The sequence below is a fragment of the Actinosynnema sp. NPDC037264 genome (genome assembly GCF_055603705.1).
This window is the reverse complement of the sequence record NZ_JBVJVK010000038.1, coordinates 44,656-69,939: the sequence shown is the minus strand read 5'-3', so window position 1 is coordinate 69,939 and position 25,284 is coordinate 44,656. Positions and strand designations below refer to the sequence as shown.

Annotated in this window: 19 protein-coding genes; 6 read left to right on the top strand and 13 right to left on the bottom strand. The window is 73.6% G+C overall.

Features of this window, described 5'->3' with window-relative positions:
• Positions 1 to 37: 37 nt before the first annotated feature.
• The 3 genes from ACZ7GX_RS31420 to ACZ7GX_RS31410 all read right to left on the bottom strand — a co-directional run bounded on the left by ACZ7GX_RS31420 (position 38) and on the right by ACZ7GX_RS31410 (position 3,460).
• On the bottom strand, positions 38 to 709 hold the full coding sequence (locus tag ACZ7GX_RS31420; RefSeq protein ID WP_498781893.1) for a response regulator: 672 nt from the start codon (positions 707 to 709) through the stop codon (positions 38 to 40).
• A 20-nt stretch (positions 710 to 729) separates the two neighbouring features.
• Positions 730 to 2,295, bottom strand: coding sequence for a sensor histidine kinase (locus ACZ7GX_RS31415; RefSeq protein ID WP_498781875.1), 1,566 nt, complete (start codon positions 2,293 to 2,295; stop codon positions 730 to 732).
• A 76-nt stretch (positions 2,296 to 2,371) separates the two neighbouring features.
• A complete protein-coding gene (locus tag ACZ7GX_RS31410; RefSeq protein WP_498781873.1) occupies positions 2,372 to 3,460 on the bottom strand; it encodes a chymotrypsin family serine protease in 1,089 nt (362 codons plus the stop codon).
• A 203-nt stretch (positions 3,461 to 3,663) separates the two neighbouring features.
• Between ACZ7GX_RS31410 and ACZ7GX_RS31405 the strand changes: the two genes are divergently transcribed.
• The 3 genes from ACZ7GX_RS31405 (at position 3,664) to ACZ7GX_RS31395 (ending at position 10,407) form a co-directional block, all read left to right on the top strand.
• A complete protein-coding gene (locus tag ACZ7GX_RS31405) occupies positions 3,664 to 8,814 on the top strand; it encodes a hypothetical protein (protein ID WP_498781871.1) in 5,151 nt (1,716 codons plus the stop codon).
• Positions 8,815 to 8,849: 35 nt separating this feature from the next.
• Positions 8,850 to 9,128 (top strand): hypothetical protein, encoded by a 279-nt coding sequence (locus tag ACZ7GX_RS31400; protein WP_498781869.1) that lies wholly within the window; start codon positions 8,850 to 8,852, stop codon positions 9,126 to 9,128.
• A gap of 112 nt (positions 9,129 to 9,240) precedes the next feature.
• Positions 9,241 to 10,407 (top strand): serine hydrolase domain-containing protein, encoded by a 1,167-nt coding sequence (locus ACZ7GX_RS31395; protein WP_498781867.1) that lies wholly within the window; start codon positions 9,241 to 9,243, stop codon positions 10,405 to 10,407.
• Here ACZ7GX_RS31395 and ACZ7GX_RS31390 read toward each other — a convergent pair.
• The gene (locus tag ACZ7GX_RS31390) at positions 10,365 to 11,708 is read right to left on the bottom strand and encodes an alpha/beta hydrolase (protein WP_498781865.1); all 1,344 of its coding nucleotides are present in this window, start codon (positions 11,706 to 11,708) and stop codon (positions 10,365 to 10,367) included. The two genes, ACZ7GX_RS31395 and ACZ7GX_RS31390, sit on opposite strands and share 43 nt — an antisense overlap.
• 356 nt (positions 11,709 to 12,064) lie before the next feature.
• On the opposite strand from ACZ7GX_RS31390, the gene ACZ7GX_RS31385 reads away from it, so the two are divergent.
• Positions 12,065 to 13,438: a pectate lyase family protein gene (locus ACZ7GX_RS31385; protein ID WP_498781891.1), complete on the top strand. Its 1,374-nt coding sequence runs from the start codon at positions 12,065 to 12,067 to the stop codon at positions 13,436 to 13,438.
• A 217-nt stretch (positions 13,439 to 13,655) separates the two neighbouring features.
• Here ACZ7GX_RS31385 and ACZ7GX_RS31380 read toward each other — a convergent pair whose 3' ends face one another.
• Entirely contained in the window at positions 13,656 to 14,114 is a 459-nt protein-coding gene (locus ACZ7GX_RS31380; RefSeq protein WP_498781863.1) for a peptidoglycan-binding domain-containing protein, read from the bottom strand.
• A 196-nt stretch (positions 14,115 to 14,310) separates the two neighbouring features.
• Here ACZ7GX_RS31380 and ACZ7GX_RS31375 point away from each other — a divergent pair, with 196 nt between their 5' ends.
• Positions 14,311 to 14,871, top strand: coding sequence for a GNAT family N-acetyltransferase (locus tag ACZ7GX_RS31375; protein WP_498781861.1), 561 nt, complete (start codon positions 14,311 to 14,313; stop codon positions 14,869 to 14,871).
• Positions 14,868 to 17,060 (top strand): Rv1355c family protein, encoded by a 2,193-nt coding sequence (locus tag ACZ7GX_RS31370; RefSeq protein WP_498781859.1) that lies wholly within the window; start codon positions 14,868 to 14,870, stop codon positions 17,058 to 17,060. Before ACZ7GX_RS31375 ends, ACZ7GX_RS31370 begins: the two co-directional genes overlap by 4 nt.
• Positions 17,061 to 17,073: 13 nt before the next feature.
• Here the strand turns inward: ACZ7GX_RS31370 and ACZ7GX_RS31365 are convergent, their stop codons facing one another.
• From ACZ7GX_RS31365 to ACZ7GX_RS31330, 8 genes are all read right to left on the bottom strand, one after another.
• A complete protein-coding gene (locus ACZ7GX_RS31365) occupies positions 17,074 to 18,531 on the bottom strand; it encodes a LuxR C-terminal-related transcriptional regulator (RefSeq protein ID WP_498781857.1) in 1,458 nt (485 codons plus the stop codon).
• Between the two features lie 257 nt (positions 18,532 to 18,788).
• Complete coding sequence (locus ACZ7GX_RS31360) at positions 18,789 to 19,856, bottom strand: methyltransferase (protein WP_498781855.1); 1,068 nt, start codon at positions 19,854 to 19,856, stop codon at positions 18,789 to 18,791.
• A gap of 55 nt (positions 19,857 to 19,911) precedes the next feature.
• Positions 19,912 to 20,712, bottom strand: a complete 801-nt coding sequence (locus ACZ7GX_RS31355; protein ID WP_498781853.1) for an SDR family NAD(P)-dependent oxidoreductase — start codon at positions 20,710 to 20,712, stop codon at positions 19,912 to 19,914.
• An 81-nt stretch (positions 20,713 to 20,793) separates the two neighbouring features.
• On the bottom strand, positions 20,794 to 21,621 hold the full coding sequence (locus ACZ7GX_RS31350) for an SDR family NAD(P)-dependent oxidoreductase (protein WP_498781851.1): 828 nt from the start codon (positions 21,619 to 21,621) through the stop codon (positions 20,794 to 20,796).
• Between the two features lie 48 nt (positions 21,622 to 21,669).
• Positions 21,670 to 22,518, bottom strand: a complete 849-nt coding sequence (locus ACZ7GX_RS31345; protein ID WP_498781849.1) for a TIGR03621 family F420-dependent LLM class oxidoreductase — start codon at positions 22,516 to 22,518, stop codon at positions 21,670 to 21,672.
• An 11-nt stretch (positions 22,519 to 22,529) separates the two neighbouring features.
• Positions 22,530 to 23,114, bottom strand: a complete 585-nt coding sequence (locus ACZ7GX_RS31340) for an NADPH-dependent FMN reductase (RefSeq protein ID WP_498781847.1) — start codon at positions 23,112 to 23,114, stop codon at positions 22,530 to 22,532.
• Positions 23,111 to 24,292, bottom strand: a complete 1,182-nt coding sequence (locus ACZ7GX_RS31335) for an MFS transporter (protein ID WP_498781845.1) — start codon at positions 24,290 to 24,292, stop codon at positions 23,111 to 23,113. The genes ACZ7GX_RS31340 and ACZ7GX_RS31335 overlap by 4 nt, the downstream gene beginning before the upstream one ends.
• Positions 24,285 to 25,268 carry an LLM class flavin-dependent oxidoreductase gene (locus tag ACZ7GX_RS31330; RefSeq protein WP_498781843.1) on the bottom strand — a complete coding sequence of 328 codons (984 nt, stop codon included), beginning with the start codon at positions 25,266 to 25,268 and terminating at the stop codon, positions 24,285 to 24,287. The genes ACZ7GX_RS31335 and ACZ7GX_RS31330 overlap by 8 nt, the downstream gene beginning before the upstream one ends.
• Positions 25,269 to 25,284: the final 16 nt, after the last annotated feature.

The following is a 25,284-nucleotide window of genomic DNA, read 5'->3' as shown; positions in this document are numbered from 1 at the left end:
CGGTCGCGGCTGCCTCGCCCGGCCGGTCGGAGTCCTCCTAAGGCGACTCGTCCACCAGGTCGGCGTGGTGGGCGATGATCGCGACCTCGACGCGGTTGCGGACGCCGAGGTGCCTGAACAGGGTGCTCGCGTAGGCCTTGACCGTGCCCTCCACCACGTGCAGCCGCGCGGCGATCTCGGCGTTGGACAGGCCCGCGCCGATGAGGCCCAGCACGGCCCGCTCGCGTTGGGTCAGCCCCGCGATGCGGTTCCTGGCTTCGGCGGCCCTGGTGGCGCGTGAACCCGGGCGGGTGGTGCTGAAGGCGCTGATCACGCGTTTGGTCACGCTCGGGGACAGGTAGGCCCCGCCCGCTCGCACCGCGCGCACCGCGGCCCGCAGCTCACCCGGGTGGCCGGTCTTGAGCAGGAAGCCGCTCGCGCCCGCTTCGAGCGCCTGGGCGATGTAGTGGTCGTCGGAGAACGTGGTCAGCACCAGCACACCGGTGTCGGGCGCGACCGCCGCGATCTCGCGGGTGGCCGAGATCCCGTCCGACCCGGGCATCCGGATGTCCATCAGCACGACGTCCGGCCGCCGCGCGCGGACCACCTCGACCGCTTCCCGGCCGTCGCCCGCCTCGCCGACCACCTCCACGCCCGGGTCGCCGTCCAGGATGGCGCGGACACCGGCCCGGATCAGCGCCTCGTCGTCGACCAGCACGATCCTGATCACCTCGGACCGCCCTCCAGCGCTCACTCGCCCTCCCTCTCCCCCGTGCGCACGAGCACGTCCTTGCCCACCAACAGGTCGTCGCGGAAGCACAGGCGGTACACGTCGAACGCCTCCGGGACGAACCCCGCGTCCGACCGGTAGTACTCGCAGGTCGAGCCCGGTGGTCGTGGCGGTTCGGGACCGAAGCCGCGTTCGGGCACCTGCCGATCCGGGATCACGTCCGCGGTGGTCGACCGCGCGGCGCCCAACACCAGTCGCTGGAACGAGTCCGGCCGCAGCACCGAGTTGAACGTGTCGTAGGCGTAGACGCCCATCAGGACGACCACCAGACCCGCACCGAGCGCCACGGGCGTGAGCACCGCCGCCACCAGTCGCCTGCGGACGCCGTCCCGCGCGCGGTCGAACTCGGCGGTCACGGTGGAGTCCTCGTCCGGCGAGGCGTCGAGCGCGCGCTGTGCCCCGGGAAGCCGCACCACCACTCGGTAGCCGCCCCCGTGCGGACCGGCGCGCAACGTGCCGCCGGCGAGCCTGACCCGTTCCCGCAGGCCGGGCAGACCGCGGCCACCACGTGCGGGCGCGGGCGGCACGGGCCCGGCGGGCGGGCCGTTGGTCACCACGACGCGGGTCTCGTCGTCCGACCCGTGCAGCCGCACGGACACCTCGGCGCCCGGCGCGTGCTTGGTCGCGTTCGTGATCGCCTCCTGCACGGTCCGGTACGCGGCCCGGTACCGCAGGGGCTCCAGGTCCTCGACGTCACCGTCCACGGCCAGGTCGACGGCGACGCCCGCCGCCGCGGCACGCGCCACCAGGTCGCCGATGCGCTCGCCGCCGGGGGTCGTCGACGCCGGGTCGTCCTCGTCGCGCAGCAGGTCGATGATGTCGCGCAGCTGCTCGGCGGCCACCGCGATGCTCTCGCGCACCGCGGTGGCCGTGGCCCGGTGCCGCTCGTCCAGGTCGGCGGCGACCTCCAGCGAACCCGCCGTGAGCGCGGCCAGGCTGAGCTGGTGGCCCAACGAGTCGTGCATGTCGTGCGCGATGCGCGCCCGTTCGCGCAACCGCGCCTGCTCGGCCACGAATCGCTGCCGCTCCGCCAACCGGGCCGCCCGCTCCCAGCCCGACTCGACCAGCCGCACCTGCTGCCGCCGGTAGCGGCCGACCAGCCAGGGGAACACGCCGAACACGACCAGCCCGCCGACCCTGACCAACCAGGTGTACACGTCGGCCGACAGGGACAGCACCACCGCCGAGCCGAGCACGGTCACGACGGGGAACACCGCCACGGCCGCCCGCCCGGCGGGCAGCCCGCGCCCGGCCAGGTAACCCGTCACCGCCACGGCGGCCAGGTACCGCCACTCGACCGCCGCCGCCACCGTCGCGACCACCAGCGCCACGAGCGGCAGCCGCCTGGCGAGCGGGACCACCAGCGCGGTGGCCACGGCCCCGATCACCGACGTCGGCCCGTCGAGGTCGACCAGGAACGGGCTCGCCGACACCAGCCACCGGCCGGTGTCGGCCAGGAACCGGCGGACGGTGACGGGAACCGCCGGCAGGGGCGTGACGATCGTCCGCGGCACCGATTCCCTCACGGGCCCCAGGTTACGCACCGGCTCGCCGTCCACAGTCGACCCCGGCGGAGGTCGGGGTCGACCGCGAGGCGACCGGTCAGAGCGGGATGTAGACGCCGAAGTCGCGGCTCGCGGTGCGGAAGTCCTGGAAGCCGATCCGCGCGCCCGCCGCCCTCGTCACGGTGCCCTTGGCGATGACGCCGCCCGACGACGAGGGGCCGTACACGGGTCCGCCGCTGTCGCCGGCCCGCGCGGACGGCTGGCCGTTCATCTGCTCGCCCTCCACCAGGTCCTCGCGGTCGGCGTAGAAGAACAGCACCTTGATGTTGCACACGGGCGCGCCGGTCACGCGCGCGCTGGTGACGCCGGACTGGCACAGGTACTCGCCGGTGTAGACGTCGCCCCAGCCGCGGACGACCTCGGTGGAGTTGCTGTCGCCACCGCCGACGTACTGCTGGTTCACCACGTTGCCGGTGGGGACCAGCATGATGTCGTGGTCGCCGTGCTTCGCCCCCGCCGTGCCGATGTACTCGCCGGTGGGGTCGGTGACGCGCACGCCGGGGTTGCCGCAGTGGCCCGCGGTGAGCAGGAACCGCGCGTTGTCGCCGTTGCGGACGGAGAACCCGGACGTGCACGCGGCGTTGCCGAGCACGATGGTCGCACCGCCCTTCCACGGCGGGGCGTCGTTCTGCCGGGACACCGGCGCCAGCGGCTCCTCGACCACGGTCCGCACCGGCACGTCGACGTCCACGGCGCGGGTCGCGAACTCCGACGTCGCGCCCAGGACGAGGCCGCTGCCGTCGGCGGGTAGCTTGATCGCGTGCACGCCGGGTCCGCGCTGCGCCCGCACGACCTTGGCGGCCTCGCGCAGTTCGGCCTCGGAGTGGCGGGCGGCCTGGAAGGTCACCGGCGCCTCGCCCCGGGACGCGGCGTCGCGCACGGCGGCGGGCACGTCGCCCTTCCACCACAGCGCGACGTGGTCGTCTTCCAGGACCAGCCCGGCGAAGCCGGCGTGCCCGCCGCGCCGCACCTCCGCCTGGATCGTGTCGGCGGTGCGCACCAGCGGCTGCTGGGCGAGCATGCGGTCCCAGTCGGTGACCGGTCCGGCGCTGGCGGGGGTGGTGATCAGCGCGGCGGACGTGACGGCCGCGGCGGCCATGGCGGTGATCGTGCGTGCTGTCCTCACGAGCGGAACTCCTCTGCGTGACAGGGACGGACAGCGGCGGCGTCCGACCAGATTATGGTCTGGACCAAACCGTTGTCACTGACACGATCGGACAAGAACGCACGGAGTCGAACAGGCCGGTCGATCGAGGCGCGAGCCGTGCCGAACGGGTCCGGTAACGTGGTCGGACACTCGCTTCGGCACGTCGGACGGGGAGCTGCGGGGTGCGACAGGACGACCGGCCGGTGACCTCCAACCAGGTAGGCGGGAACGTCCTCGGGCCGAGCGTGCAGGCCGGGGTGATCGCGGGCGACGTCCACATCCACCTGGGCGCGCCGCCGGCCGCGGCGCCGGACGAGCTGCCCGTCGGCGTGCTGTCCCTGATGCGGGCCCAGGTGAGGGCTGCGCACGAGCTGCCGTACCGGCTTCCCGGTGCGCGGCGGCCGTCGTTGGCGACGGTGTACGTGCGGCAGGACTTGAGCACCGGCGCGGAGGAGGCGCACGCCGAGGCGTCCCGGCCCACCCCGATCCTGGACGGCCACGGTCGGCTCGTCGAGGTGCCCCGCCCGCCGACGCCGCGGGTGGCCGTGCGGCCTCCGGCGCGGGGCGTGGCGGAGGCGCTGGACGGTGACGAGCACCTGCTGATCACGGGTGGCGCGGGTCAGGGCAAGTCGACGTTGTCGCTGCGGTTGGCGGCGGACCTGGCGGCCGGGTGGTGCGGCGAGCCCGGTGGTGTGCCGATGAGCGAGCCGGTGGTGCCGCTGCGGCTGACCGCCCGGGAGTTGGCGGCACGGCTGGACCTGCCGTTCTCGCGGGCGTTGGCGGACAGCGCGCAGGCCGAGTACGGGGCGCTGTTACGCGGTCCGATCACGGCGGACGTGCTGGGCGACCGGGTGGCGGGCCGGCGGTGGCTGCTGCTGGTGGACGCGTTGGACGAGGTCGCGGTGGCGGCGGACCGGGACCGGCTGGCGTCGGTGCTGGCGGCGTGGGCGTCCGGTGGGCCGTACCGGATCGTGGTGACCACGCGGCCGGTGGAGGGTGCGGCGTTGGCTCCGCTGCACCGGATCGGGGCGGCGCGCTACGAGCTGCTGCCGTTCGACGGCGAGGCGCTGCGGTCGTTCGCGCACAACTGGTTCGCCGAGGAGGGCGACGAGACCGCGGACCGGTTCCTGCGCCAGATCCGCGAGGCGCACCTGGACGAGCTGGTCCGCGTGCCGCTGCTGGCGACCATCGCCGCGATCGTGTTCGCCCGGCAGGGCGACCGACCGCTGCCCGACAACCAGTACGAGCTGTACGAGGCGTACCTGGCGTTCCTGCGGTCGGCGCGCACGTCGACCGGCCCGTTCGAGCCCTTCCGCGAGGACCTGCTGGAACACCTCGGGCGCACGCGTTCGGAGACCGACACCTCGCTGGTGTCCGCGGCCCGGTCGTGGGTGGTCGACCACGTGCCGCCGACCTCGCTGCCCCTCGACTGGCCCGAGGTGCTCACGACGTTCCTGGTCTCGGTGGGCCCGTTGGTGATCCGGGGCGACGACCTGCGGTTCCTGCACCACAGCTTCGCCGAGCACCTGGCCGCGACCTCGTTGGCCCGCGAGTTCCCCGAGCGGTTCACGCCCGAGCACGACGGGTTCGTGCGGACCGTCCACGCGGCCAGGCCGAAGGAACGCGGCCGGTTCGCCCGTTCGGTGCTCCTGCACTACACCCGCCTGCGGCCGACCGAGGCCGACCCGCTGGTCCGGTGGCTGCACGACGCCGACGCCGAGAACCACCTGCTGGCGGCCCGCCTGCTCGCCAAGCGGGTGCCGGCGAGCCGGGCGGTGGTGGACGCGTTCCTGGGCACGGTGTGGGGCTGGGCGATGACCACCCAGCACCCCGGCTCCGACATCCTCGCCCAGGCCGGCCGTGCCACCCACCACCCCGGCCTGGCGGACTGGCTGGTCGCGCTCATGCGCACCGCCACCGCGCCCGCCGACTCCCGGACCGAGGCGGCGTCCGCGCTGGCGACCCGGCTGCGCGGCGGGCACGAGGCCGAAGCGATCGGCTACCTGACCGCGTTGGTGGACGACCCGTCGGCGGCGGTGTCCGAGCGCCTGGCGGCCGGTGAGGCGTTGGCCGAGTGCGGCTCGGGCGAGCGCGAGGCGTCCGCGCGCGGCCTGCGGGCGGTGCTGGCCAACCCGTTGGCGTCCGGTTACGCATGTCGCACGGCGGCGGTCGTGCTGGCCGCGTTCGGGCCGGACGACCGGGCGTTCGCGGTCGCGGCGCTGACCGGGTTGACGACCGGCGACGAGACCCCGGCGGACGACCTGGTGGAAGCCGCGACGGGTTTGATCGAGATCGACGCGGAGTTCTACGAGCACGGCGCCGAGGTGTTCCGGTCCGTGCTGCGCGACCCGGCCGACAGCGTGACCGGACGCCGTGACGCCGCACTGGGTCTGGCCTCACTCGGCCCGGACCCGGCCGCCGAGGCCGCGGCAGCGCTGACCGCGCTGATCACCGATCGACGCCGTTCACCGGGCGACCGGGCGCGGATGGCTCGGACGCTCGGCGAACTCGGACCACAGCACCGCAGCGCCGCGGCCGGCCACCTGGCGGCGATGCTGGACGAACCCGGTCTCGAACCCGCTTTCCGGACGCAGTGCGCCGCCGGGCTGGGCGAGTTCGGGCCGGAGGCCGCCGGGACCGCGGTCACGCACTTGCGGCGGGTGATCGCGGACGGCCGCGCGACGCCGAACCACGCCCTGTGGGCCGCCAAGGAACTGGCCGATCTCGACCCGGAGCACCGCCCGGAGGCCGCGGGCGAGCTGTGGCGGGTGGCCGACGACCCCGACTGCACCGGTCTGGACCGCGCCATCGCGCTGTCGCACCTCGCGGACCTCGGCGAACCACACCGGGCGAAGGCGGTGGCGCGGCTGCGGGAACGACTCGCCGATCCGAGCCTGGCGCCGCAAGACCGGTGCGCCACCGCCGAACGGCTCGTGCGAGCGGGACCGCAGTTCCACGACGAGGCCAAGGTCGCCCTGCTCGCACTCACCCGGACGCGGTCCGACAGAGGGGTGGCGCTGCGGGCGTGGCGCGCCCTGCTCGACCTCGACACGACGTGCCGCGACGAGGCGCTGGACGCCTTGCTCGACGCCGCCCGGTCCGTGGACGACCAAGCGACCGGCCTCTTCGACGGCGCCCAGACGTATGCGACATCGGACGAGGACCACCACCGGATCGCGCGAGCGCTGCTGTCCGTGCTGACCTCCGCGCGGTACAGCTATCGGGCCCGGTTCTCCGCTGTCACGGGCTTGACCCGGCTCGGCCGACCGTTCCACTCCGCCGTTGCCGAGGGCCTGTGCGACCTGGTGCGCTCGACCACCGTCGCGGAGTTCGACTTCCCCTACGCGGCCACGCTGTGCGTGGAGCTCGGTGTTCGCCACCGGACCGCGCTGGCCGGCGCGCTGAGGGAGGTGCTGTCCCGGGAAACCCGCTCGGCGGCCGGCGTCCTGCGCGTGGTGCAGGCCCTCGACCGGCTTGGCTTCGGCCCTGAGGACGACGTCGTGACCTCCCTTCGGTCCGTCGTCTTCGGCGGTCCCGTCGAGGGAAAGGTTCGTGACGACGCCGCCGTCATGCTGGGCCGGGTCGCCCCTGACGATCAGGCGCGCATCGTCGCCGAGATGCTGCTGGCGCGAGAGACCGCCCCGAAGCTCGTCCGCGCCGGGTTCGAGATCCTGCCCCGACTCCAGGCGACGACAGGGGACCGCGATGCCGACGGGCACGTGCGCAAAGTCGCCGCGGCCGTGGTGCACGACCTGGTGCCGACCGATCGGACCCTGGCCTTGGACGTGATCAGGCGCCGGGCGGACGACGGGTTCCTAGGTGTCGGCTGGCGCCGTGACGCGTACCTGACACTGGTCGAATGCGCGGCCGAAACGACGGAGAGGGTGGTGGCGTTCCACCTGGACGTGATCTCTTCGGACGAGGAGACGTCCTCTCGACGGCAGTCCGTCGCATGCTGGCTCACCACGCTCGATCGCCGGTTCACCCCACCCGTTCTCGCTTTCCTGCGCAGGTGCGGCGACGACCCGGCCGCGACTGTGGACGAACGCGCCTCGGCCGCGAAGTGGCTGGTACTGATCAAGCCGTCAGCAGGTGAAGAGGTCACCCACCTCGTCGAGTCGCTCATCCGGCGGTCCAGGGTCGGAGACGGGGCGCAGCGCCTGTTGACCCGACTGCCCAGGAAGGAGCGGACCGCGCTGGAACGCGTGCTGCTCGCCGACCGTTCGCTGCCCGTGGCCGAACGCGTGCCCGTCGCCGACTTCTGGGACGACCTGCCGCTGGCCGCCGAGGCTGAGGCCGAGGTGCGCGACGCGCTCACCGCGCCCGAGACGTCGCCCCGGGAGCGGGTCGCGGCGGCGGTGGCGTTGGCCGGGTTGTCGACCGGGTTGGTGCCGGAGGCCGTCCAGGCGTTGGAGGCCATGGCGTCGCCGCGCGCGCGGGAGGCGTTGGCCCGGTTGACGCCCGCATCCTGGCGTCGGGTGCTGGACGAGGCGCTGAGCACGGTGGCCGACGTCGCGCTCTCGACCCGGGAACGCGTGCGGGCGGCTCGCCTCGTCGTCGAGATCACCACGCGGCTGCCGGAACCCGTGGCGGAGTTCCTGCGCTCGGTGATCCGCGACCCGCGCACGTCGGACCGGGACCGGCTGGAGTTCCGGTACGCGTTGCGGCTGCACGACGGCCTCGATCCCGTGCGCGCCATGCGGGACGACACCGGGCTGCCCGACGCGATCCGGCTGCAAGCGGCCGTCGAGCTGGTCCCCTTCGACGTGGACGACCGCGCGGCCGCCGCCCGGGTCTGGCACGCGATCGCGACCGATCCGGCAGCACGGCCGGCGCTGCGGCGGCTGGCCGGCTACCGACTGGCGCAACTCGGGACCACAGGACGAGAACGCGCCACCGAGGTGCTGCGGTCGCTCATGGCCGACGAGACCGTGCCGACGACCGTGCGGATCAAGTCGGCGCACACGCTGATCGAGGAAGCACCCGCGGCGAGACGGGCGGCGATGACGGCCCTGCGCGGACTGTCCGGAACGCCGAACCCGCTGCTGCGCCGGAGAGCCTTGATGGCGATCGGACTGCTGGAACCCGTCGAAGCGGCACTGGAGCTGGTCGCCATGGCACGCGACGACGGGGTCGCGCCGGTGGCACGGGTGCGGTGCGCGGAAGCGGCGGTCGGGTTGTCGCCGGACGTCCGGGAGAAGGCGGCGGTGGCCGTGCGGGTGGTGGTGTCGGATGAGTCCCTGCCCCGGCACGTGCGCCGGCACGCGGCCGCGAACCTCGCCCGGTGGAGCGAGCTGTGCCGGGAAGAGGCCCGGGCCGTCCTCGCGAGGTAGCCTCGGTGGTCGGCACGGTGAACGGAGTGGGGACGATGAGCGGAGACCAGGAACCGGTGATCGACGCCGAGATCGTGGAGCACGAGGCGGCCCCGGTAGTGGTGCCGCCCGCCGACTACACCGAGGACGGCGTGCCCACCTTCGAGCACGTGCGGGACCGGATCGAGAACCGCGTCGCCACCGGCATCGGCGCGGAGGAACTCGCCGAGGCCACCCCGGAGGCCAAGGCGGTCGAGGACCGGTTCGAGGCGCGGCGGCAGGCCGGTATCGACAAGCTCGAAGAAATCCGCCGTTCGATGCGAGGCGACGCCTAGCTCTGCCGATCGGATATAGAGAACATATAGCGCGACAACCGGTTGCCGGACCGGAATTCCCTAGGGTGCTCAGGGTTCGTTCACGACACTGACGGATCCTGGGGGATCTCCCATGAATCGTGTTCTACGCCGGGCGGCCACCCTCGCCACCGGCGCGGTCCTGGTCACCGCTGCGGTGGTCACCCCTGCCGCGGCCGTGCCGTCGCGGGCCGGGCTCCAAGCGGCGCTGGACGGCGCGGTCGCCGTCGGTTCGCCCGGCGCCCTCGCCGGCGTCCTCGACGAGGGCGGGCAGTGGTACGGCCACAGTGGAGTCGGCAACCTCGCCGACCGCGGCGCGCCCAGGCCGCGCGGGCAGTTCAGGGCGGGCAGCGTCACCAAGACCGTGGTCGCCACCGCCGTGCTGCAGCTGGTCGGCGAAGGTCGGGTCGGGCTCGACGACCGGATCCAGGACCGACTGCCCGGCCTGCTGCCCTACACCGAACCGATCACCGTGCGCCACCTGCTCCAGCACACCAGCGGCATCCCGTTCACCGAGCGGTGGGCCGGTCTGCCGGAGATCGACACGACCCGGTGGCAGCACCAGTCACCAGACGAGACGATCCGGAAGGGGACCGCGGGCAAGCCGTTGTCCTTCCCGCCCGGCCAGGGCGTGGAGTACTCCAACACCAACTACGCGGTGCTGGGCAAGCTCGTGGAGGAGGTCACCGGCCGGTCGCTGCACGCCGAGTTGCAACGGCGCGTGCTGGACCGGGCGGGCATGCGGGACAGCTACCTCCCCTACCGCCACCCCCACGTCGACCGGCCGGCCGCGCGCGGCTACGAGTGGCTGCACGGCCCCGGCGCCGCGCCGACCGACGTCACCGACTACGAGATGTCCCGGTTCTGGGGCTCGGGCAACCTGGTGTCCACGGTCGACGACCTGAACCGGCTCTTCCGCGCCCTGCTCGCCGGCGGGCTCGTGCCGGCGGCGCAGGCGGCCGAGATGCGCGAGACCGTGCCGAGCGGGATCCCGGGGCTGGAGTTCGGGCTCGGCCTGATGCGGATCCCGCTGCCGCCGGGCTGCGCCGCGCCGGAGATCTGGGGCTTCAACGGCTCCGTGCCCGGCTACCACACGTGGACGATGCACTCCCCCGACGCCGGGCGGCAGCTCTCCGTCGTCGTCACCACGAACCTGACCTCGATCCCGGCCCAGGACGCGGCGCTGCAGGCGGTGTTCGCCGAGTTCTGCGGAGCCGGTCAGCAGGTCACGTCGCGCGCGGGCGCGGTGGCGAGCAGGTAGGAGTCCGCGGCGGCCCGGGTGCACGCGTTGGCGTGGTAGACGCCGTGGCCCGGGCCGTCGAACGTGACCAGGTGCGAGCCTCTCGCCTGCCGGTGCACGGCCTGCGCCCACCGGTACGGCGTGGCCACGTCGTAGCGGCTGGTCAGCAGGAGGAGCGGCGGCGCCCGGTCGACGTCGAGGCGGTGCGGCGGGTTGGTCGGGCGGTCGGTGAACCCGACGCACGTGGCCGCTTCCTGGTGGCCGAGGAACGTGCCGCGCAGCGTGGGCGCCGCGCGCAGTTCGGCCTCCCGCAACGCCCGGTACTCGGCGAAGTCCGCGAACCGCAGCGCGAAGTCCTGGCACACCACGGCGTAGCGCAGGGAGTCGTAGTTCGGCTCGAACGACATCCGCGGGCCGCCGACGTCCGCGATGAGCGACGCCAGGCCCTCCCACGCCCCGTCCCGGAGGTCGGAGAACGCGCCCTGGATCAGCCCGGCCCGGCCCCAGCCGACCTCGTCGGCCCGGTCCAGCGCCCGTTCCCAGGCCGCGTGGACGTCCTGGCCGTGCAACGCGCACGTGGCGTTCTCGGCGCACCACGCGACGAACACGCCGAACGCCTCCTCCACGGCCCGCGCCCGGTCCAGCAGCAACCGGGGCAGGTCGGCGCTGTGGTCGATCACGCCGTCCAGCACCATCGAGCGCACCCGCGGGCCGAACAGCTCCGCGTACTGCTGGCCGAGCAGCGTGCCGTAGGAGATGCCGTAGAAGCTGATCCGCCGCTCGCCCAACGCCCTGCGCACCGCGTCGAGGTCCCGCGCCGAACGGGCCGTGTCCACGTGGTCGAACACCGGGTGGCGGGCGCGGCAGTCGTCGCGCACCGCGCGGTTATGCGCGGCCAGCGCGGCGAACGCGGCCTCGTCCGCCGGGTCGTCGCCGGGGTTGCCCGCCATCAGGTCGGCCGAGCAGCGGATGGCCGAGCTGCCGTTCGTGCCGAGCTGGTCGAAGCCCACGACGTCGAACCTGGCCCGCACCTCGGCGCTCAAGTAGGGGGCGCGGGCGAACTCCGCGCCGGACCCGCCGGGACCGCCCGCGTCCACGAACACCACGCCGATCCGGCGGGCCGGGTCGGTGGCGCGGACCCGGGACACGGCCAGGTCCGTGCGCGGGCCGCGCGGGTCGGCCCAGTCCAGCGGAACGGACACCGTGCCGCAGTCGGCCGCGGGCTGGTCCGGGCAGGGCCGCCAGGCGATCGCCGCCGCCCCGGCCTCCGGTGCGACCACCAGCAGGCTCGCGGCCAGCGCGGTGACGAGCAACGTCCGCATGAGTCCCCCAACCGTGAACGCAGGCGTGCAGTCTCGCGAGGCCGTCTCGCCGGGCGCAACCCCTGTCCGCGCCGCCCGCGCGTCCGCCCGGAATTCACATCTCTGTCCGTCGATCGCGCAAATGCACGCCGCCGGTTCACGAGTATGACCGACGGGAGCCGATTCTGTTCACAAGCGTGACCGGACCGCATTTCCACCGCAGCCCCGTTGACCTGCCGTTCGGAACCTCCTAGCATCCGATGGAAAGCGATTTCCCGTCCTACGGCGCAATGAAGCACCAGGGGGGCATCGTGTCTTCCACTGCGTCGGAATCGGTATTCCCTACGCCACGGAGACGTATTATGCGCGTGAAACCCATGATTTCCTGCGTCGGCCTGTTAGCCGGCGTGCTGGTCGCGGCGGCGTCGTCCACCGCGCAGGCCGCGCCCACGCGGTACGAGGCGGAGAGCTCACCGGCGGTCTGCTCCGGCTCCATCGACACCGACTGGACCGGGTACACCGGCAGCGGCTTCTGCAACGGCGCCAACTCCACCAGCGGCTACCTCCAGTTCACCGTCACCGCCGCGGCGGCGGGCACGGCGGCGGTGGGCGTCCGGTTCGCCAACGGGACCACCACGGCCCGGCCCGCCACCCTGCTCGTGAACGGGTCGACGGTCCAGTCGCCGTCGTTCGAGGGCACCGGCGCCTGGTCGACGTGGGCCACGAAGACGGTCAGCGTGCCGCTGAACGCGGGCAGCAACACGATCCGGCTGAACCCGACCAGCTCCAGCGGCCTGCCCAACGTCGACCACCTCGACGTCGAGACCGGCGGCGACCCGCAGCCGCAGCCACCCGGCGGGCTCGTCGGCTGGGCCGCGCAGGCCGGCGGCACCACCGGTGGCGCGGGCGGTTCCACGGTCACCGTGAGCACGTTCGCCGACTTCCGCACGCAGGCGCAGTCCTCGGGCGCCAAGACCATCCTGGTCAACGGCATGCTCAGCGGCACGGGCACCGTCGAGATCAGCGCGAACAAGACGATCCGGGGCGTCGGCTCGAGTTCGGGCATCTCCGGGACCACCCTCAACATCGAGGACCTGAGCCCGGCCAACGTGATCATCCAGAACCTGAACATCCGCGGCAAGGTCGGCGGCGACGCGATCCAGATCGAGAGCGCCACGCACATCTGGATCGACCACAACACCATGTCCAGCACCATCGAGGACGACCCCGACTACTACGACGGGATGCTGGACATCACCCACGCCGCGGACTACATCACCGTGTCGTGGAACGTCATCCGCAACCACTGGAAGACCTCGCTCGTCGGCCACTCCGACGGCAACGGCGGCGAGGACCGCGGCCACCTGCGGGTCACCTACCACCACAACTGGTTCGACCGCACCTTCGAGCGCAGCCCGCGGGTGCGGTTCGGCGAGACGGTCCACGTGTTCAACAACTACTACACCAACGTCAACAACAACTCCGCCTCGTACGCCATCGCCTCGCTCATGGACGCCGGCCTCCTCGTGGAGGGCAACGTCTTCGAGAACGTGCAGCAGGCGTGCTGGTCGGCGAGCGGTTACGCGGACTCCGACCCCGGGCGCCTGGTCGCCCGCGACAACTCCCTGACCAACTCCGGCCCGTGCGAGGTCAACGGCACGGTGGCCGCCATCCCGTACCGCTACACCGCCGACGCCGTCGGCACGGTGAAGTCCTCCGTCACGGCGGGCTCCGGCGCGGGCAAGCTCTGACCCCCACGTCCGGCTCACGGCGGCGACCGGCACCGACCGGTCGCCGCCGTTCGACGGCCGGCGCGGTCACAGGTGTCACCCTGGACCGCGTGGGGGACGTGCGGAGGTCGATCGCGGTGCGGGCTGGTCGCCTTGGTCGCGGCCGGGTGCGGCGAACGTTCGGAGGCCGACTACTACGCGAGGTACCGGGGCAGGCCCAGGGCTCAACGGCTCTCGATCAGTACTGGTAGCACGTGTCCGTGGCCGGCTTCGGGAACTTCATGCGGTCCCTGGTGTTCGGGCCGTAGATGCCGTCGTCGGCGGTGCCGATGGCCCTCTGGACGGCTTTCAGCGCGGCTTCGGTGCGCGGCCCGAAGCTGCCGTCGTTGGACAGGTCCCCCACCTTCTCGTCCGAGTAGGGCCACGCCAGGTCGAGGTCGGGGTAGCACCGACTCATCATCGACTGGAACCGGGACACCACCGACGTGTTCGCCGCGTAGTCGCGACCGATCGTGCACGTGGTGCTGCCCTTGACCGTCGGCACCATGAGCGTGCGACCCGACCGCACGACCTCGGACGTCGTGGTGCACAGCGCCGCCACCGCCGCGGACGCCGGAGCGGCCGACACGACCACGACCGCACCCAGCGCCGCGGCGACCAGCCCGGCCGCCCCGTAACGCAGACCCCTTGCTCTCATGGCACGAGCGTACGAACGCGGGAGCGGCCGCGGTGTCCGGTGAACACCCGACGCCGCGCCACCGCTCTCCCGGCACGCCCTGGAAGGTCGGTGTCAGGCGATCGGGCGAACGGCAGGTTCATGCCTCCCCGGCCGGGTACACGCCTCGCGGCACGCACTCTGGTGACGCCACCCCCGAGGAGAGGACCCGACGATCATGGCCGCCGACCGAGTGCCCGAGCACCTCGCGGACGCCGTGGAGCTCCGCACCGCGGACCCCGGCCGGGACGCGGCCGCGTGGCGGACCTACCAGCGCGGCCTGTCCGAGGTGTACTCCGGCATCGGCGCGGCCGACCTGGTCCCGGGGCCGGAGGTGCCCGCGGACGTGACGGCGGTCGTGCTGGCCGCCGCGGCCGACGAGGTCGTCGGCGGCATCCTGCTGCGCGCCCGCACGGTGATCCCGGCGGAGACCGGGTCGCCGCACCTCGCCGCCGCCATCGCCGAACGCGGGCCGGAGGGCGTGAACGAGATCGGCGGGTGCTGGATCCGGCCGGGGCACCAGGGCACGGGGGTCGGCACCGCGCTCGCCGGAGCGGCGCTGCGGGCGGCCGGGGCGGGCAGTGGTCGGTGGACGGTCACGTTGGCCAACCAGTTCAGCGTCGGCGTGGGCGTCCGGGTCGGGTTCGTGCCGGACGAGCGGTTCCGCGACCTGCCCTTCCCCGACGGCCGGTTCCGCAGCACGCTCTGCTGGTTCGACCACCGCGGTGCGGGGCGATGACGGCGATGTCGTGGCGCCCCGACGTCTTCGACCCGGCCGACGCCGAGGACCGTCGACGGCTCGACGGGCTCATCGCGTCCGGGCGGGTGTGGGAGACCAGCGACACCCTGCGGGCTCAGCTGCGCGACCTGGCGGAGGCCCGTCGGCCGGGCGACCGCGCCGCCGACGTGGCCGAGGTCCTGGCCGGCACGCCGCTGTCCGAGTACGGCCGGTGGGTCCACTACCCGTGGTCGGGGCGGCTCGTGCGGCTGCTGCCGCCCGCGGAGTTCCGCGAGCTGCGCCTGGACCGCAACCGGCCCAAGCTCGCACCGCACGAGCTGGCGCGACTCGCCGAGTTCACCGTGGGCGTCGTCGGCCTGTCCGTGGGCAACGCCATCGCGCTCACCCTCGCGCTCGAAGGCGCCGTGGGGCACCTGCGGCTCGCCGACCACGACACGCTCGACCTGTCCAACCTGAACCGGGTCCGGGCGGGCGTGCACGACATCGGGCGGGCGAAGACCGTGCTCGCCGCGCGGCAGATCGCCGAGTTCGACCCGTACCTCCGACTGTCCGTGATGGACGGCATCGGTCCGGAGAACGTCGAGGAGTTCCTGCTCGGCGGACCGGACCTGGGGCCGCCGCTCGACGCGGTGGTCGAGGAGTGCGACTCGCTGAGCGTGAAGTTCCTGGTGCGCCAACGGGCGCGCGCGCACGGCCTGCCGGTGCTGATGGAGACCAGCGACCGGGGGATGCTCGACGTGGAGCGCTTCGACCTCGAACCGGCGCGCCCGCTGTTCCACGGGCTCACCGGGGACACCGGTGACACCGCGGACCTCGCCGACGCCGGTGGCGAGGCGGCCGTCGTCCTGCGCCTGGTCGACGGTCAGCGGATCTCGGCGAACCTGGCGGCGTCCTTCGTGGAGCTGGGGTCCACGGTCTCCGCCTGGCCGCAGTTGGCCTCCGACGTGACGCTGGGCGGCGCGAGCATGACCGCGGCGATCCGCAACCTGGCCCTCGGCGAGGCGATGCCGTCCGGCCGCCGGTACCTGGACCTCGACACCGCCGTCCGCGAGCCCGTGACCGACGTGACGGCGCGGTCCGCCGAACCGGAAGCGCACCCGCGCACCGAATCGGTGCGCACGCCCGTGCCGGACCTGGTGCGGCACCTGGTGGAGCACGCGGTCCTCGCGCCGTCGGCCGGGAACGCCCAGCCGTGGCACTTCTACTGGGCCGACGACCGGCTCTGGGTGGCGCACGACCGCGACCGGGGCCGCAACCTCATGGACCCGCACTCCCGCACGGCGCTCCTGGCCCTGGGCGCGGCGGTGGAGAACGTGGTCATCGCCGCCGCGGACCGCAACCTCGACACCGTCGTCGAACCGTTCCCGTTCGGCGACGTCGTCGCCGCGATCACCACCCGGCCCGGCGCGTCGGCCCCGGACGGCCTGCTGACCGCGTTGCGGCACCGCCGCACGCACCGCGCCCCCGGAACGCGGTCACCCCTGACCGCGGCCGAAGTCGCCTCGCTCACGGCCGCCGCGACGCACCACGGCGCACGGCTGGACCTGTGCCGTCGTCCGGCCGGCCTGGAGGAGCTCGGCCGGATCATCGGCGCGTGCGACCGGATCCGGTTCCTGAACCCCCACCTCCACGCGGAGCTGTTCGGCGAACTGCGGTTCGGACCCGACGAGGCCCGCGACGGGATCGACGTCGCCACGCTGGCGTTGCCGGCCGGGGCCGAGGAGGTCCTCCGGCTCGTCGCCCGACCGGAGGTCGCCGCCCGCCTCCGGCAGCTCGGCGGTGGCGACCGCCTCGCGCAAGCCGCGCGGGACGCGGTGGCCGGCGCGTCCGCGGTGGCACTGCTGTCGGTCCCCGACGACACCCCGGAGTGCTGGCTCGCGGGTGGCCGCGCGATGCAGCGGACCTGGCTGCGTGCCGAGCAACTCGGCCTCGGACCGCACCCGATGACCACCGCGATCTACCTGTTCGACCTGCTGGGCGGCCCGGCGGCGACGATCCTCGACGCCGCCGAGACCGCCGAGCTGCACGAGTTGTGCACCCGTTTCCACCGGGTGGCCCCGAAACCGGACGGCCCGCTGACCCTGCTCTCCCGCCTCACCCGCACCACCGGCCCGGCCACGCCGTCGCGGCGCCTGCCGGTCGACTCGGTGCTCACCGCGGGACCACCACCGGGCCACCCGGCGGCCTGAGGGCCCGGTCGGCTCAGGACAGCGGCGTGAGGATGGCCTTGAGGTCACGCCGGCCGGCCAGGCCCAGCTTCCGGTAGACGCGGGACAGGTGGAACTCGACCGTGCGCACGGTCAGGTACTGCTCCTCGGCGATCTGGCGGTTGCTGCGGCCGGTCCGGGCCAGTTCGCCGATCTTGCGCTCCTGCCTGGTGAGCCCGCCGGCGCGGTCCAGGGCGGTCATCCTGGCCAGCGCCTCCTCCGCCCGCGCGGACCACATCGCGTAACCCCGGCGGCGGGCGGTGTCCCGCACCGCTTCCAGCGTCTTGCGCGCCTCGCCGTGCAGCTCGCGCGTGCCCAGCGCGAGCGCGAGGTCGTACCGGGCGTGCAGCGAGTCGCCGACCGCGTCCGTGCCGTCCAGGACCGCGACCACCTCGCGCAGGGACGCGGGTTCGCCTCCCGCGACCAGCGCCGCGGCGTGCGAGGCCAGGCCGACCGAACGCGGGGTGCGCCAGCGGCGGGCCGCCGCCATCTCCTTCGACACCAACGCCTGCGCCAGGTCGGTGCGGCCGATCGCGTTCGCGCACACCGCCGCCCGCGACCGCCACGGCGCCACCGCCGGGTTCGTCACGCCCCACGCGGTCAGGTCGCGCCCGCAGTCCAGGAAGTCCTCCAGCGCCCGGTCGTACTGCCCGAGCGCGAACCGCAGCGCGCCCCGCGCCATGAACAGCTCCGCGCGGTCCTGCACGCCCGCCAGCGGGCCGCTGAACCCGTGCTCCAGCAGCAGGTCGTGCGCGCGGTTCAGCTCGCCGAGGTCGACCAGCGCGGACACCAGCCACGCCACGGCCACGCTGCGGATCTGCCGGCACACGTCGCGCCGCAGCGACCCGGCGAGCACCTTGGCCGCGCCGCCGGGATCGCCGCCCAACCACATCAGCCGGGCCACCAGCAGCGCCACCACGCCACGCGCCTCGCCGAAGTCGATGACGTCCGGGCTGCGCATCGCGCGGACGCTGAGGTCCATCGCGGTGTCCAGCTCGTCGGCGTAGGCCAGCACCAGGATCCCGCACCAGAACGCCCCGGTCTCGCGCCCGCCGGGCAGCGCCAGCAGCTGCTCGGCGGTGGCGACCGTCCCGACCCGGTCCACGCCCCGGTTGGCCAGCTGCACGGCCCGCGCGGCGAGCCGCTGCTCCTCCGGCACGCCCGCCGCGTCCAACCCGGCGCAGTGCGCGTCGTCCGGCGCCGGTCCGCCCGGCACGTACACCAGGCCGCCCAGCTGGGGGCCGCGCACCCCGGCCGGGCCGCTGGCGAGCAGGTCGATCACCTCCCGCACCACCTGGTCGGCCTCACCCCACCGCCCGCGCTCCACCAGCTCGGCCCTGGTCCGCCGCACCCCCTCCAGGGTCAGCCCGTCCGGGCCGAGGTTCTCGGGCAGCCGCCACTCCACCGGGACGCGACGACCCGTGCCGGTGGACCGATCGACGTCGTGCTCCACACACACCCCCAAGATCCGCGTGCCCGCGCGCGACGGCGACGGGCACGGCGTTGTCGTTTCGCCTCTGCGATCCCGTCGGCGTGCGGCGGCGCCACCGAGGGGAAGCGTGCACCACGAGGGGTGTGAGCGCGCCGCGGCGCCCGCCGGTCGGTGGCCTCGCCACCCGTGACCGCCGCGGTCGACAGCGCTCCCCCGCCCCAGCCGTGGGATTCGCGGTCCGCGACGCTGCGGGCCGATGCGTGCTCAGACCTGTGCGCTCAGATCGGGCGGAACGTCAACAACGTGACGCGCCCGGCGCCCGGTTCTCCGACCGGCGCGAAACCCGCTTCTGCCCCCAGGCGGGTCCAGTCCCCCCAACCCCTTTCGCGGCCACCCAGAATAGCCATCATCTCGATATCCGAAAGCTTACCGAGGTCAGGTACACCTGAACGGGTGAGAAGGTGGTTCACAATCCACAACCGAGCGTCACGATCGTCGCCGATGGCCTCCCTGACCCGGGCCAGCACGCGCACCGCGTCCAGGTCGTCCCAATTCTGCAGCGAGCGCTTGATCAGATAGGCGTCGAACCCCCGCGGCACCTTCTCGAAGAAATCGGTCGCGATCGCCTCGGCCCGGTCCGTGACGCCGCGGCGGGCGAATTCGTCGGCCGCGCCGGCGATCGCGAGCGGGTGGTCGCACACCGCGCCCGTCACGCCGGGGTGGCGGCGCAGCAACTCGGCCAGGAAGCTGCCGCGACCGCCGCCGACGTCGGCGATCCGGAGGTGCCGGCGCGAGCGCAGGTCGTCGAACAGCTCGAAGGTCTCGGGGCCGTCGTTGCGCACCATGGCCCGGTCGAACAGGTCCGAGGCCGCGGGATCGCCCCGCAGGTGCTGGTAGAACGGCTCGCCGAACAGGTGGTCGAACGCCGGTTCGCCGGTCCGCACCGCGTGCGCCACGTCCTCGTAGGGCCGCCACATCATCGGGTCGGTGAGGAACAGCAGCACGTCCCGGAAACCGCCGGGCCCGCCGGTGCGCAGGCCGTCGGAGGCGGGGGTGAGCGAGAACCGGCCCGCGCCGTCCTCGGCCAGCACGCCCGCGGTCGCGGCGGCGGCGAGCACGCGGCGCAGGCGTGACGCGTCCACGCCCGCCAACGCGGCCAGTTCCGCCGCCGTGCCGGGGCCGTCGGCCAGCAGGTCCGGTACGCCGAGCTCGACCAGGGCGCGGATCGTGCCGATCGACCACTTCACCGCCGCGAGGTGGAACACCAGTTGGCGCGCGTCGCCGCGGGCCGCGGCGGGCAGCACGGGCGCGGTGCCGTCGTCGGCCGCGAATTGTGCGCCGTCCATCACCGGACTCCTGTCATGTCGTCGATCGACCTCAACCACACCCGTCCCCGCACCGTCACGACACCGCCGCCACGAACCCGCCGTCCACCCGCAACACCGATCCGGTCACGTAGTCCGCCTGCCGGCTCGCCAGGTAGCCGACGGCCGCGGCCACCTCCTCGGGCGTGCCGTAGCGGCCGACGTCGTTGGCCACCCACTCCGCCGCCGCGCGCCGTTCGATCTCCGGCAGCTCCGTGCCCCAGCCGCGCTCCGGGCCCACGCGCGCCAGCCAGTCGCGCATGTACTCGACCATGATCGGCCCCGGTGACACGACGTTCGACGTCACGCCGGTGCCCTTCAGCTCGCGGGCCAGCGACACCGCGAGGTTGTGCCGGGCCGCGAGCGCCGCCGAGTACTGCGGCTGCATCGCGATCGGCTGGGTGGCCAGGCCGCCGCCGACCTGGATCACGCGACCCCACCCGCGTTCCCGCATGGCGGGCACGAACGCGCGGATCATCCGCACCGCGGACACCACGTTCACCTGGTAGGCGGCGGCCCACAGGTCCGGCTCCGCGTCGAACCACGGCACGAGGTCCGTGCCGCCCGCGTTGTTGACCAGGACGTCGACCGGTCCGCCCGCGCCCGCCGCGCGGACCACTCCGGCCGCGCCCTCGTCGGTCGCCAGGTCGCCCAGCGCGAGGTCCACCCGGTGGCCGTGGCCGCGCACCTTCTCCGCGACCACCTCCAGCTTGTCCCGGTCGCGGCCGTGGACCACGACGTCCGCGCCCTCGGCGGCCAGCACGTCGGCCACCGCCGCGCCGATGCCGGAACTCGACCCCGTCACCAGCGCCCGTTTGCCGGTCAGCCCCAAATCCACGAATACTCCTCGTGACCTTTATTCACCGACGACCCCTGGACGAGTGATCCTCGATTACCCGTCCAGGGGTCGTTTCCGCAGTTATCCGTCGACGCGTGCCAACAGCTCGTCGGTCAGCGCGGCGAGTCGTGCCGCGTCCTTCGGCGAGAACAGCCCGGTGCGCACGCTCATCTGGCTGTACAGGTTGAACGCGGTGAGCGGTTCGGCCGGCGGGTCGTCCAGCAGCCGCACGATCGGCGGCACGACCGCGGTGGCCGGTTTCGCCACCGCCTTCTGCTGCTCGATGTACATCGCGGTCGGCGGGTCGAACTCGCCCACGAAACCGGTCGACGTGGTGCCGGGGTGGAACAGGACGTAGCGCACCGGCCCGTCGCCGTGCCGCTCGGCGAAGGTCACGCCGAGCAGGTCGTCCAGCCGCCCGGTCATGAACATGGCGTTGACGCCGTCGTAGCGGCGGGTGCTCTGCAGGTCGTCCCACGCCACCGGGGTGTCGTGGCCGGGGCCCGCCACGTTGACGATCACCGGCCGCTCGGTCTTCTCCAGCGCGGGTCGCAGCCCGTAGCTGAACAGCAGCCTGCTCAGGTAGAACAGGGCGAAGTTGTCCTCGAAGCCCTCCGCCGTCTCCCGCCGGTACGTGCGGAAGAAGCGCGCGCACAGCACCAGGCCGTCGATGGCGGGGTTCGCGTCCAGGATCTCGTCGACGACGCGCCGGTTGGTCGACACCAGGCTCAGGTCGGCCCGGACGAACTCCAGGGAGCCGGGGGCGCGTTCCGCCTCACCGGCCAGCGCTTCGCCCTTGCGGGGGTTCGTGCCGAGCGCGACGACGTGGTCCCCCCGGGTGAACAGCGCCCGCGCCACGGCCGCGCCGATGCCGTCGGTGGCGCCCGTGATCACGAATGTCCTCTTCAAACCGTGCTCCCTGGATCTCGTTTATCGTTGAACTGGTGTGATGCGCGCTCAACGCATCGCCTCGATGACCCGGGAGAACGACATCATCTCGGGTTCGAGGACGCTGAAGTAGGAGATGCCGAATCGCTTGCGCGCCTCGTGCAGTTGCTCCACGCATTCTTCGGGTGTGCCGACCAGGATTGACGGCAACTCGACGAGCTGGTCGGCCGTGAGGTCCAGATCATTCTGCCACACATCGGCGATCACGCGTTCGGAGCCGGGCAGCAATACGCGGTGAACGGGAATGTTGAGTTCGACGTCGTGCACGCGGTCGCCGAGGTGCGCGTGCACGAATTCCACGCGATCGGCCAACTCGCCGACGGAGCCCAGCTTGAGGCCCTCGCCGTCGCGGACGCGGGTGGTCCCGGTGAACGCGATGACGTCGGCGCGTTCGGCGGCCAGCCGCAGCACCCGGTCGCCGCGACCGGCGACCATGACGGGCGCCGAGGCCGACTCCTTGAGCCGGTCGACCGTGCGCTCCAGGTGCGCGACCCGTTCGGCGGCGGGCGTCCAGGGCAACCCCGCCGCGTCGAACTGGCCGCGCTCGTAGCCCGCGCCGAGGCCGACCTCGACCCGGCCACCCGAGTAGCGGTCGATCGTCTCGACGTCGCGGGCGAGCACGGCCGGCTCGTAGAACGTCGTGTTCAGCACGAGCGTCCCGACGCGGACGCGTTCGGTGGCCTCGGCGACGAGCAGCAGGGTCGGCAGCGGCGCGGGCATCCCGAGGTGGTCGGACACCTGCACCACGTCGTAGCCCAACTGCTCGGCGAGCCTGGCCCTGGCGACCCACTCGGACCGCTCGACGGGCGTGAAGAGGCCGACGCCGAAGCGGAACGGCCGGTCGTGCACGGTGGTCACGCGCTCCCCCTTCAGTACGGGCGCGCGGCCCGCGCCGCGCGCAGTGCCGAGCCCCACCAGGCGAGCCGGTCGAGCATCACCTTCGCCGCCGCCTCGCTGCCCGCCGCGTCGCGCGGCGCGCCGTCGACGAAGAGGTCCCACACGTTGGTGAAGCTGACGGACTCGCGGACGGTCGTGGCGTGCAGCTCGGCGAACACGTGCCGCAGGTGCTCGACCGCGCGCAGGCCCGCGCCCGCGCCGCCGTAGGACACGAACCCGACCGGCTTCGCGTTCCACTCGGCGTTGAACCAGTCGATCGCGTTCTTCAGCGCGGCGGGCGGCGCGTGGTTGTACTCGGGCGTGACGACGACGAACGCGTCGGCGGCGGCGAGCTTGGCCGACAGCGCGTCGCGCACCCTCGCGGTGCCCGAGTCCGGTTGCCTGCCCGGTTCGGGCAGGACGAGCGGCAGCGGGTAGTCGAGCAGGTCGAGCAGCTCGACCCGGAAGTCCGGGTGGGTGCGGGCGACGCCCTCGAACCACCGCGCGGCGGTCGGCGCGAACCGGCCGTCGCGGACGCTGCCCACGACGACGAGGAGGGTGAGCGGTTCTGCGGTCATGACGGGACCTTTCCTGTCGTGGTCGTGCGGAGGCCGGTGAGGGCGACGGCGGCGCCGACCACCGCCGCCGCGGTGACCAGCGCCATCGCCGCACGGGGTCCGCCGGTGGCGAGCAGCAGCGCGACCAGCGGCAGCGACACGACCGAGCCGAGCTGCACGAACGTCTGGTAGACCGGCACGGCGGCGGCACGTCGGTCGGCCGGCACGGTCGCGGTGGCCTGGAGGTTCAGCGCGACGAACGACAGCACGAACCCGGCTTCGACCAGCAGCAGCACCGGCAGCACGGCGGTCGCGTACGGCTCCGGGTCCGGCCGCGCGAGGTAGAGGGCGTTGCCCGCGGCCGAGCACAGCGCGCCCGCCGCGATCAGCCTGGCCGTGCCGAACCGGCGCACGAGCCGCGCTCCGTGCGGCGCGGCGAGGACCAGCGGCAGGCTGGCGGGCAGCAGGGCGAGCGCGAGCCGCCACGGCGGGAGGTGCGCGAGCTGCGCGGTGACCAGCAGCAACAGCCCGATGTACGTGCCGTTCAGGACGGCCGCGCCGAACCCGGCGCGCAGCAGCGAGCCGTCACGCAGGACCGTTCTGTCGAGTGGCGGCGGCGGCGCGGCGGGCGCGCGGGGAATCACCCCGAGCCCGGCGGCGAACAGCACCAGCGCGACCGGCGCGGGGAACAGGAACGTCCAGTGCCAGTCGTTCGCGCTGAGCACGCCCGACAGCAGCAGGCCCGAGGTGAACCCCGCCGCGCCGAAGAGCGAGTAGACCGAGACGGCGCGCCGCCGTGCCGGGCCGTCGAACACCGAGACGATGATCGCCAGCCCGGCGGGCGCGGTGAGCGCGGCGCAGAAGCCCTTGACCACGCGGGTCGCGACGAGCACGCCCAGCGAGTCGGTGAGGCCCGCGACCACGGACGCCACCGCGAACAGCAGCATCGCGCCCAGGTAGAGCTCCTTGCGCCCGAGGCGGGCGGCCAGGTGGGGACCGGGCACGAGCAGCAGCGCGAACCCGAGCGCGAAGCCGCTCATCACCCACTGCGCGTCCGGGGTCGTGATGGCGAACCCGGCGCTGAGGGGAGTCAGCGCCGGGAGCACCACGGCGACCTCAAGGGCGTCGAGCAGCATGTTGCCCGAGAGGACGAACAGCAGCGCCCACGCCTTGCGGTCCCACTCGCCGCCCTCACGCACGGGCGGGCGCCTTGTCCAGCAGCGGCGCCAGCTCGCGACTGGCCAGCTCCAGGTGCCGGACCACCAGGTCGTCGGGCATCGCGCCGACGCTGGCCCAGAAGATCAGGTGCTCGACCGGCAGCCCTTCGGCGCGTCGGAGGATGCGTGCGGCGGCCTCGTCGGGGGTCATGATCTCCAGCGCGCCCCACGGGCCGTCCTCGCGGCGGTCGCGGAAGTCGCTCGGCTCGATCAGCGGCGGTGGCGGCGCGTCCGTGCCCTCGACCGAGAGCTGCCGGTAGCTGTTCATCTGGTGCGCGAGGTGCGGCGCGACCCTGGCCCAGGCCGCGTCCGGGTCGTCGGCGAGCAGCACGGGCAGCAGGTCGGACATCCGGGCCGACGCCGGGTCGTGGCCGCCTTCGACCAGCCCGTCGCGGTAGTGCGGGAGGATGTCGCGCGAGATGTGCAGCAGCCCGAGGCCGAGCCGGCCCGCGATGCGCGCGCCGCGCGGGCCGTAGAAGCCGCCCCACATGGGCACGGGGTCCTGGATCGGCAGCGGCGTGACGCCGCCTTCGCGCCACAGCCGCTGGACTTCGCGGATGACGCGTTCGGTCTCGGCGAACCGGCGGCCGTGGTCGGCGCCGACCAGCTCGAACTCGGGCACGCGGTAGCCGGCGCCCATGCCGAGCTCCAGCCGCCCGCCGCTGATGAGGTCCACGACGGCCGCTTCCTCGGCCAGGTGCGCGGGTTGGCGCAGTGCGGGCAGGGTGACGGCGGTGCCGATGCGGACGTCGCGGGTGCGCGCCGCCGCGGCGGCGGCGAACGTCAGCGGCTGGGGCAGGTAGCCGTCGGGGAACAGGTGGTGCTCGGTGAACCACACGCCGTTCGCGCCGAGCCGGTCGGCCTCCTCGCACAGCTCCAGGCTGCGCGCGTAGTGGTCCGCCCAGGGCCGTTGCCACTGCGCGGGGTTGCGCAGGTCGAAGAGAAAGCCGACGTCCATACCGGTCTCCTTGAAG

What these genes read in the sequence shown, in the direction of transcription:
- ACZ7GX_RS31395 (WP_498781867.1), top strand. Translation starts at nt 9,241, where the DNA reads ATGAATCGTGTTCTACGCCGGGCGGCCACCCTCGCCACCGGCGCGGTC.
- ACZ7GX_RS31370 (WP_498781859.1), top strand. Translation starts at nt 14,868, where the DNA reads ATGACGGCGATGTCGTGGCGCCCCGACGTCTTCGACCCGGCCGACGCC.
- ACZ7GX_RS31385 (WP_498781891.1), top strand. Translation starts at nt 12,065, where the DNA reads ATGATTTCCTGCGTCGGCCTGTTAGCCGGCGTGCTGGTCGCGGCGGCG.
- ACZ7GX_RS31360 (WP_498781855.1), bottom strand. Translation starts at nt 19,856, where the DNA reads ATGGACGGCGCACAATTCGCGGCCGACGACGGCACCGCGCCCGTGCTG.
- ACZ7GX_RS31390 (WP_498781865.1), bottom strand. Translation starts at nt 11,708, where the DNA reads ATGCGGACGTTGCTCGTCACCGCGCTGGCCGCGAGCCTGCTGGTGGTC.
- ACZ7GX_RS31380 (WP_498781863.1), bottom strand. Translation starts at nt 14,114, where the DNA reads ATGAGAGCAAGGGGTCTGCGTTACGGGGCGGCCGGGCTGGTCGCCGCG.
- ACZ7GX_RS31400 (WP_498781869.1), top strand. Translation starts at nt 8,850, where the DNA reads ATGAGCGGAGACCAGGAACCGGTGATCGACGCCGAGATCGTGGAGCAC.
- ACZ7GX_RS31375 (WP_498781861.1), top strand. Translation starts at nt 14,311, where the DNA reads ATGGCCGCCGACCGAGTGCCCGAGCACCTCGCGGACGCCGTGGAGCTC.
- ACZ7GX_RS31340 (WP_498781847.1), bottom strand. Translation starts at nt 23,114, where the DNA reads ATGACCGCAGAACCGCTCACCCTCCTCGTCGTCGTGGGCAGCGTCCGC.
- ACZ7GX_RS31330 (WP_498781843.1), bottom strand. Translation starts at nt 25,268, where the DNA reads ATGGACGTCGGCTTTCTCTTCGACCTGCGCAACCCCGCGCAGTGGCAA.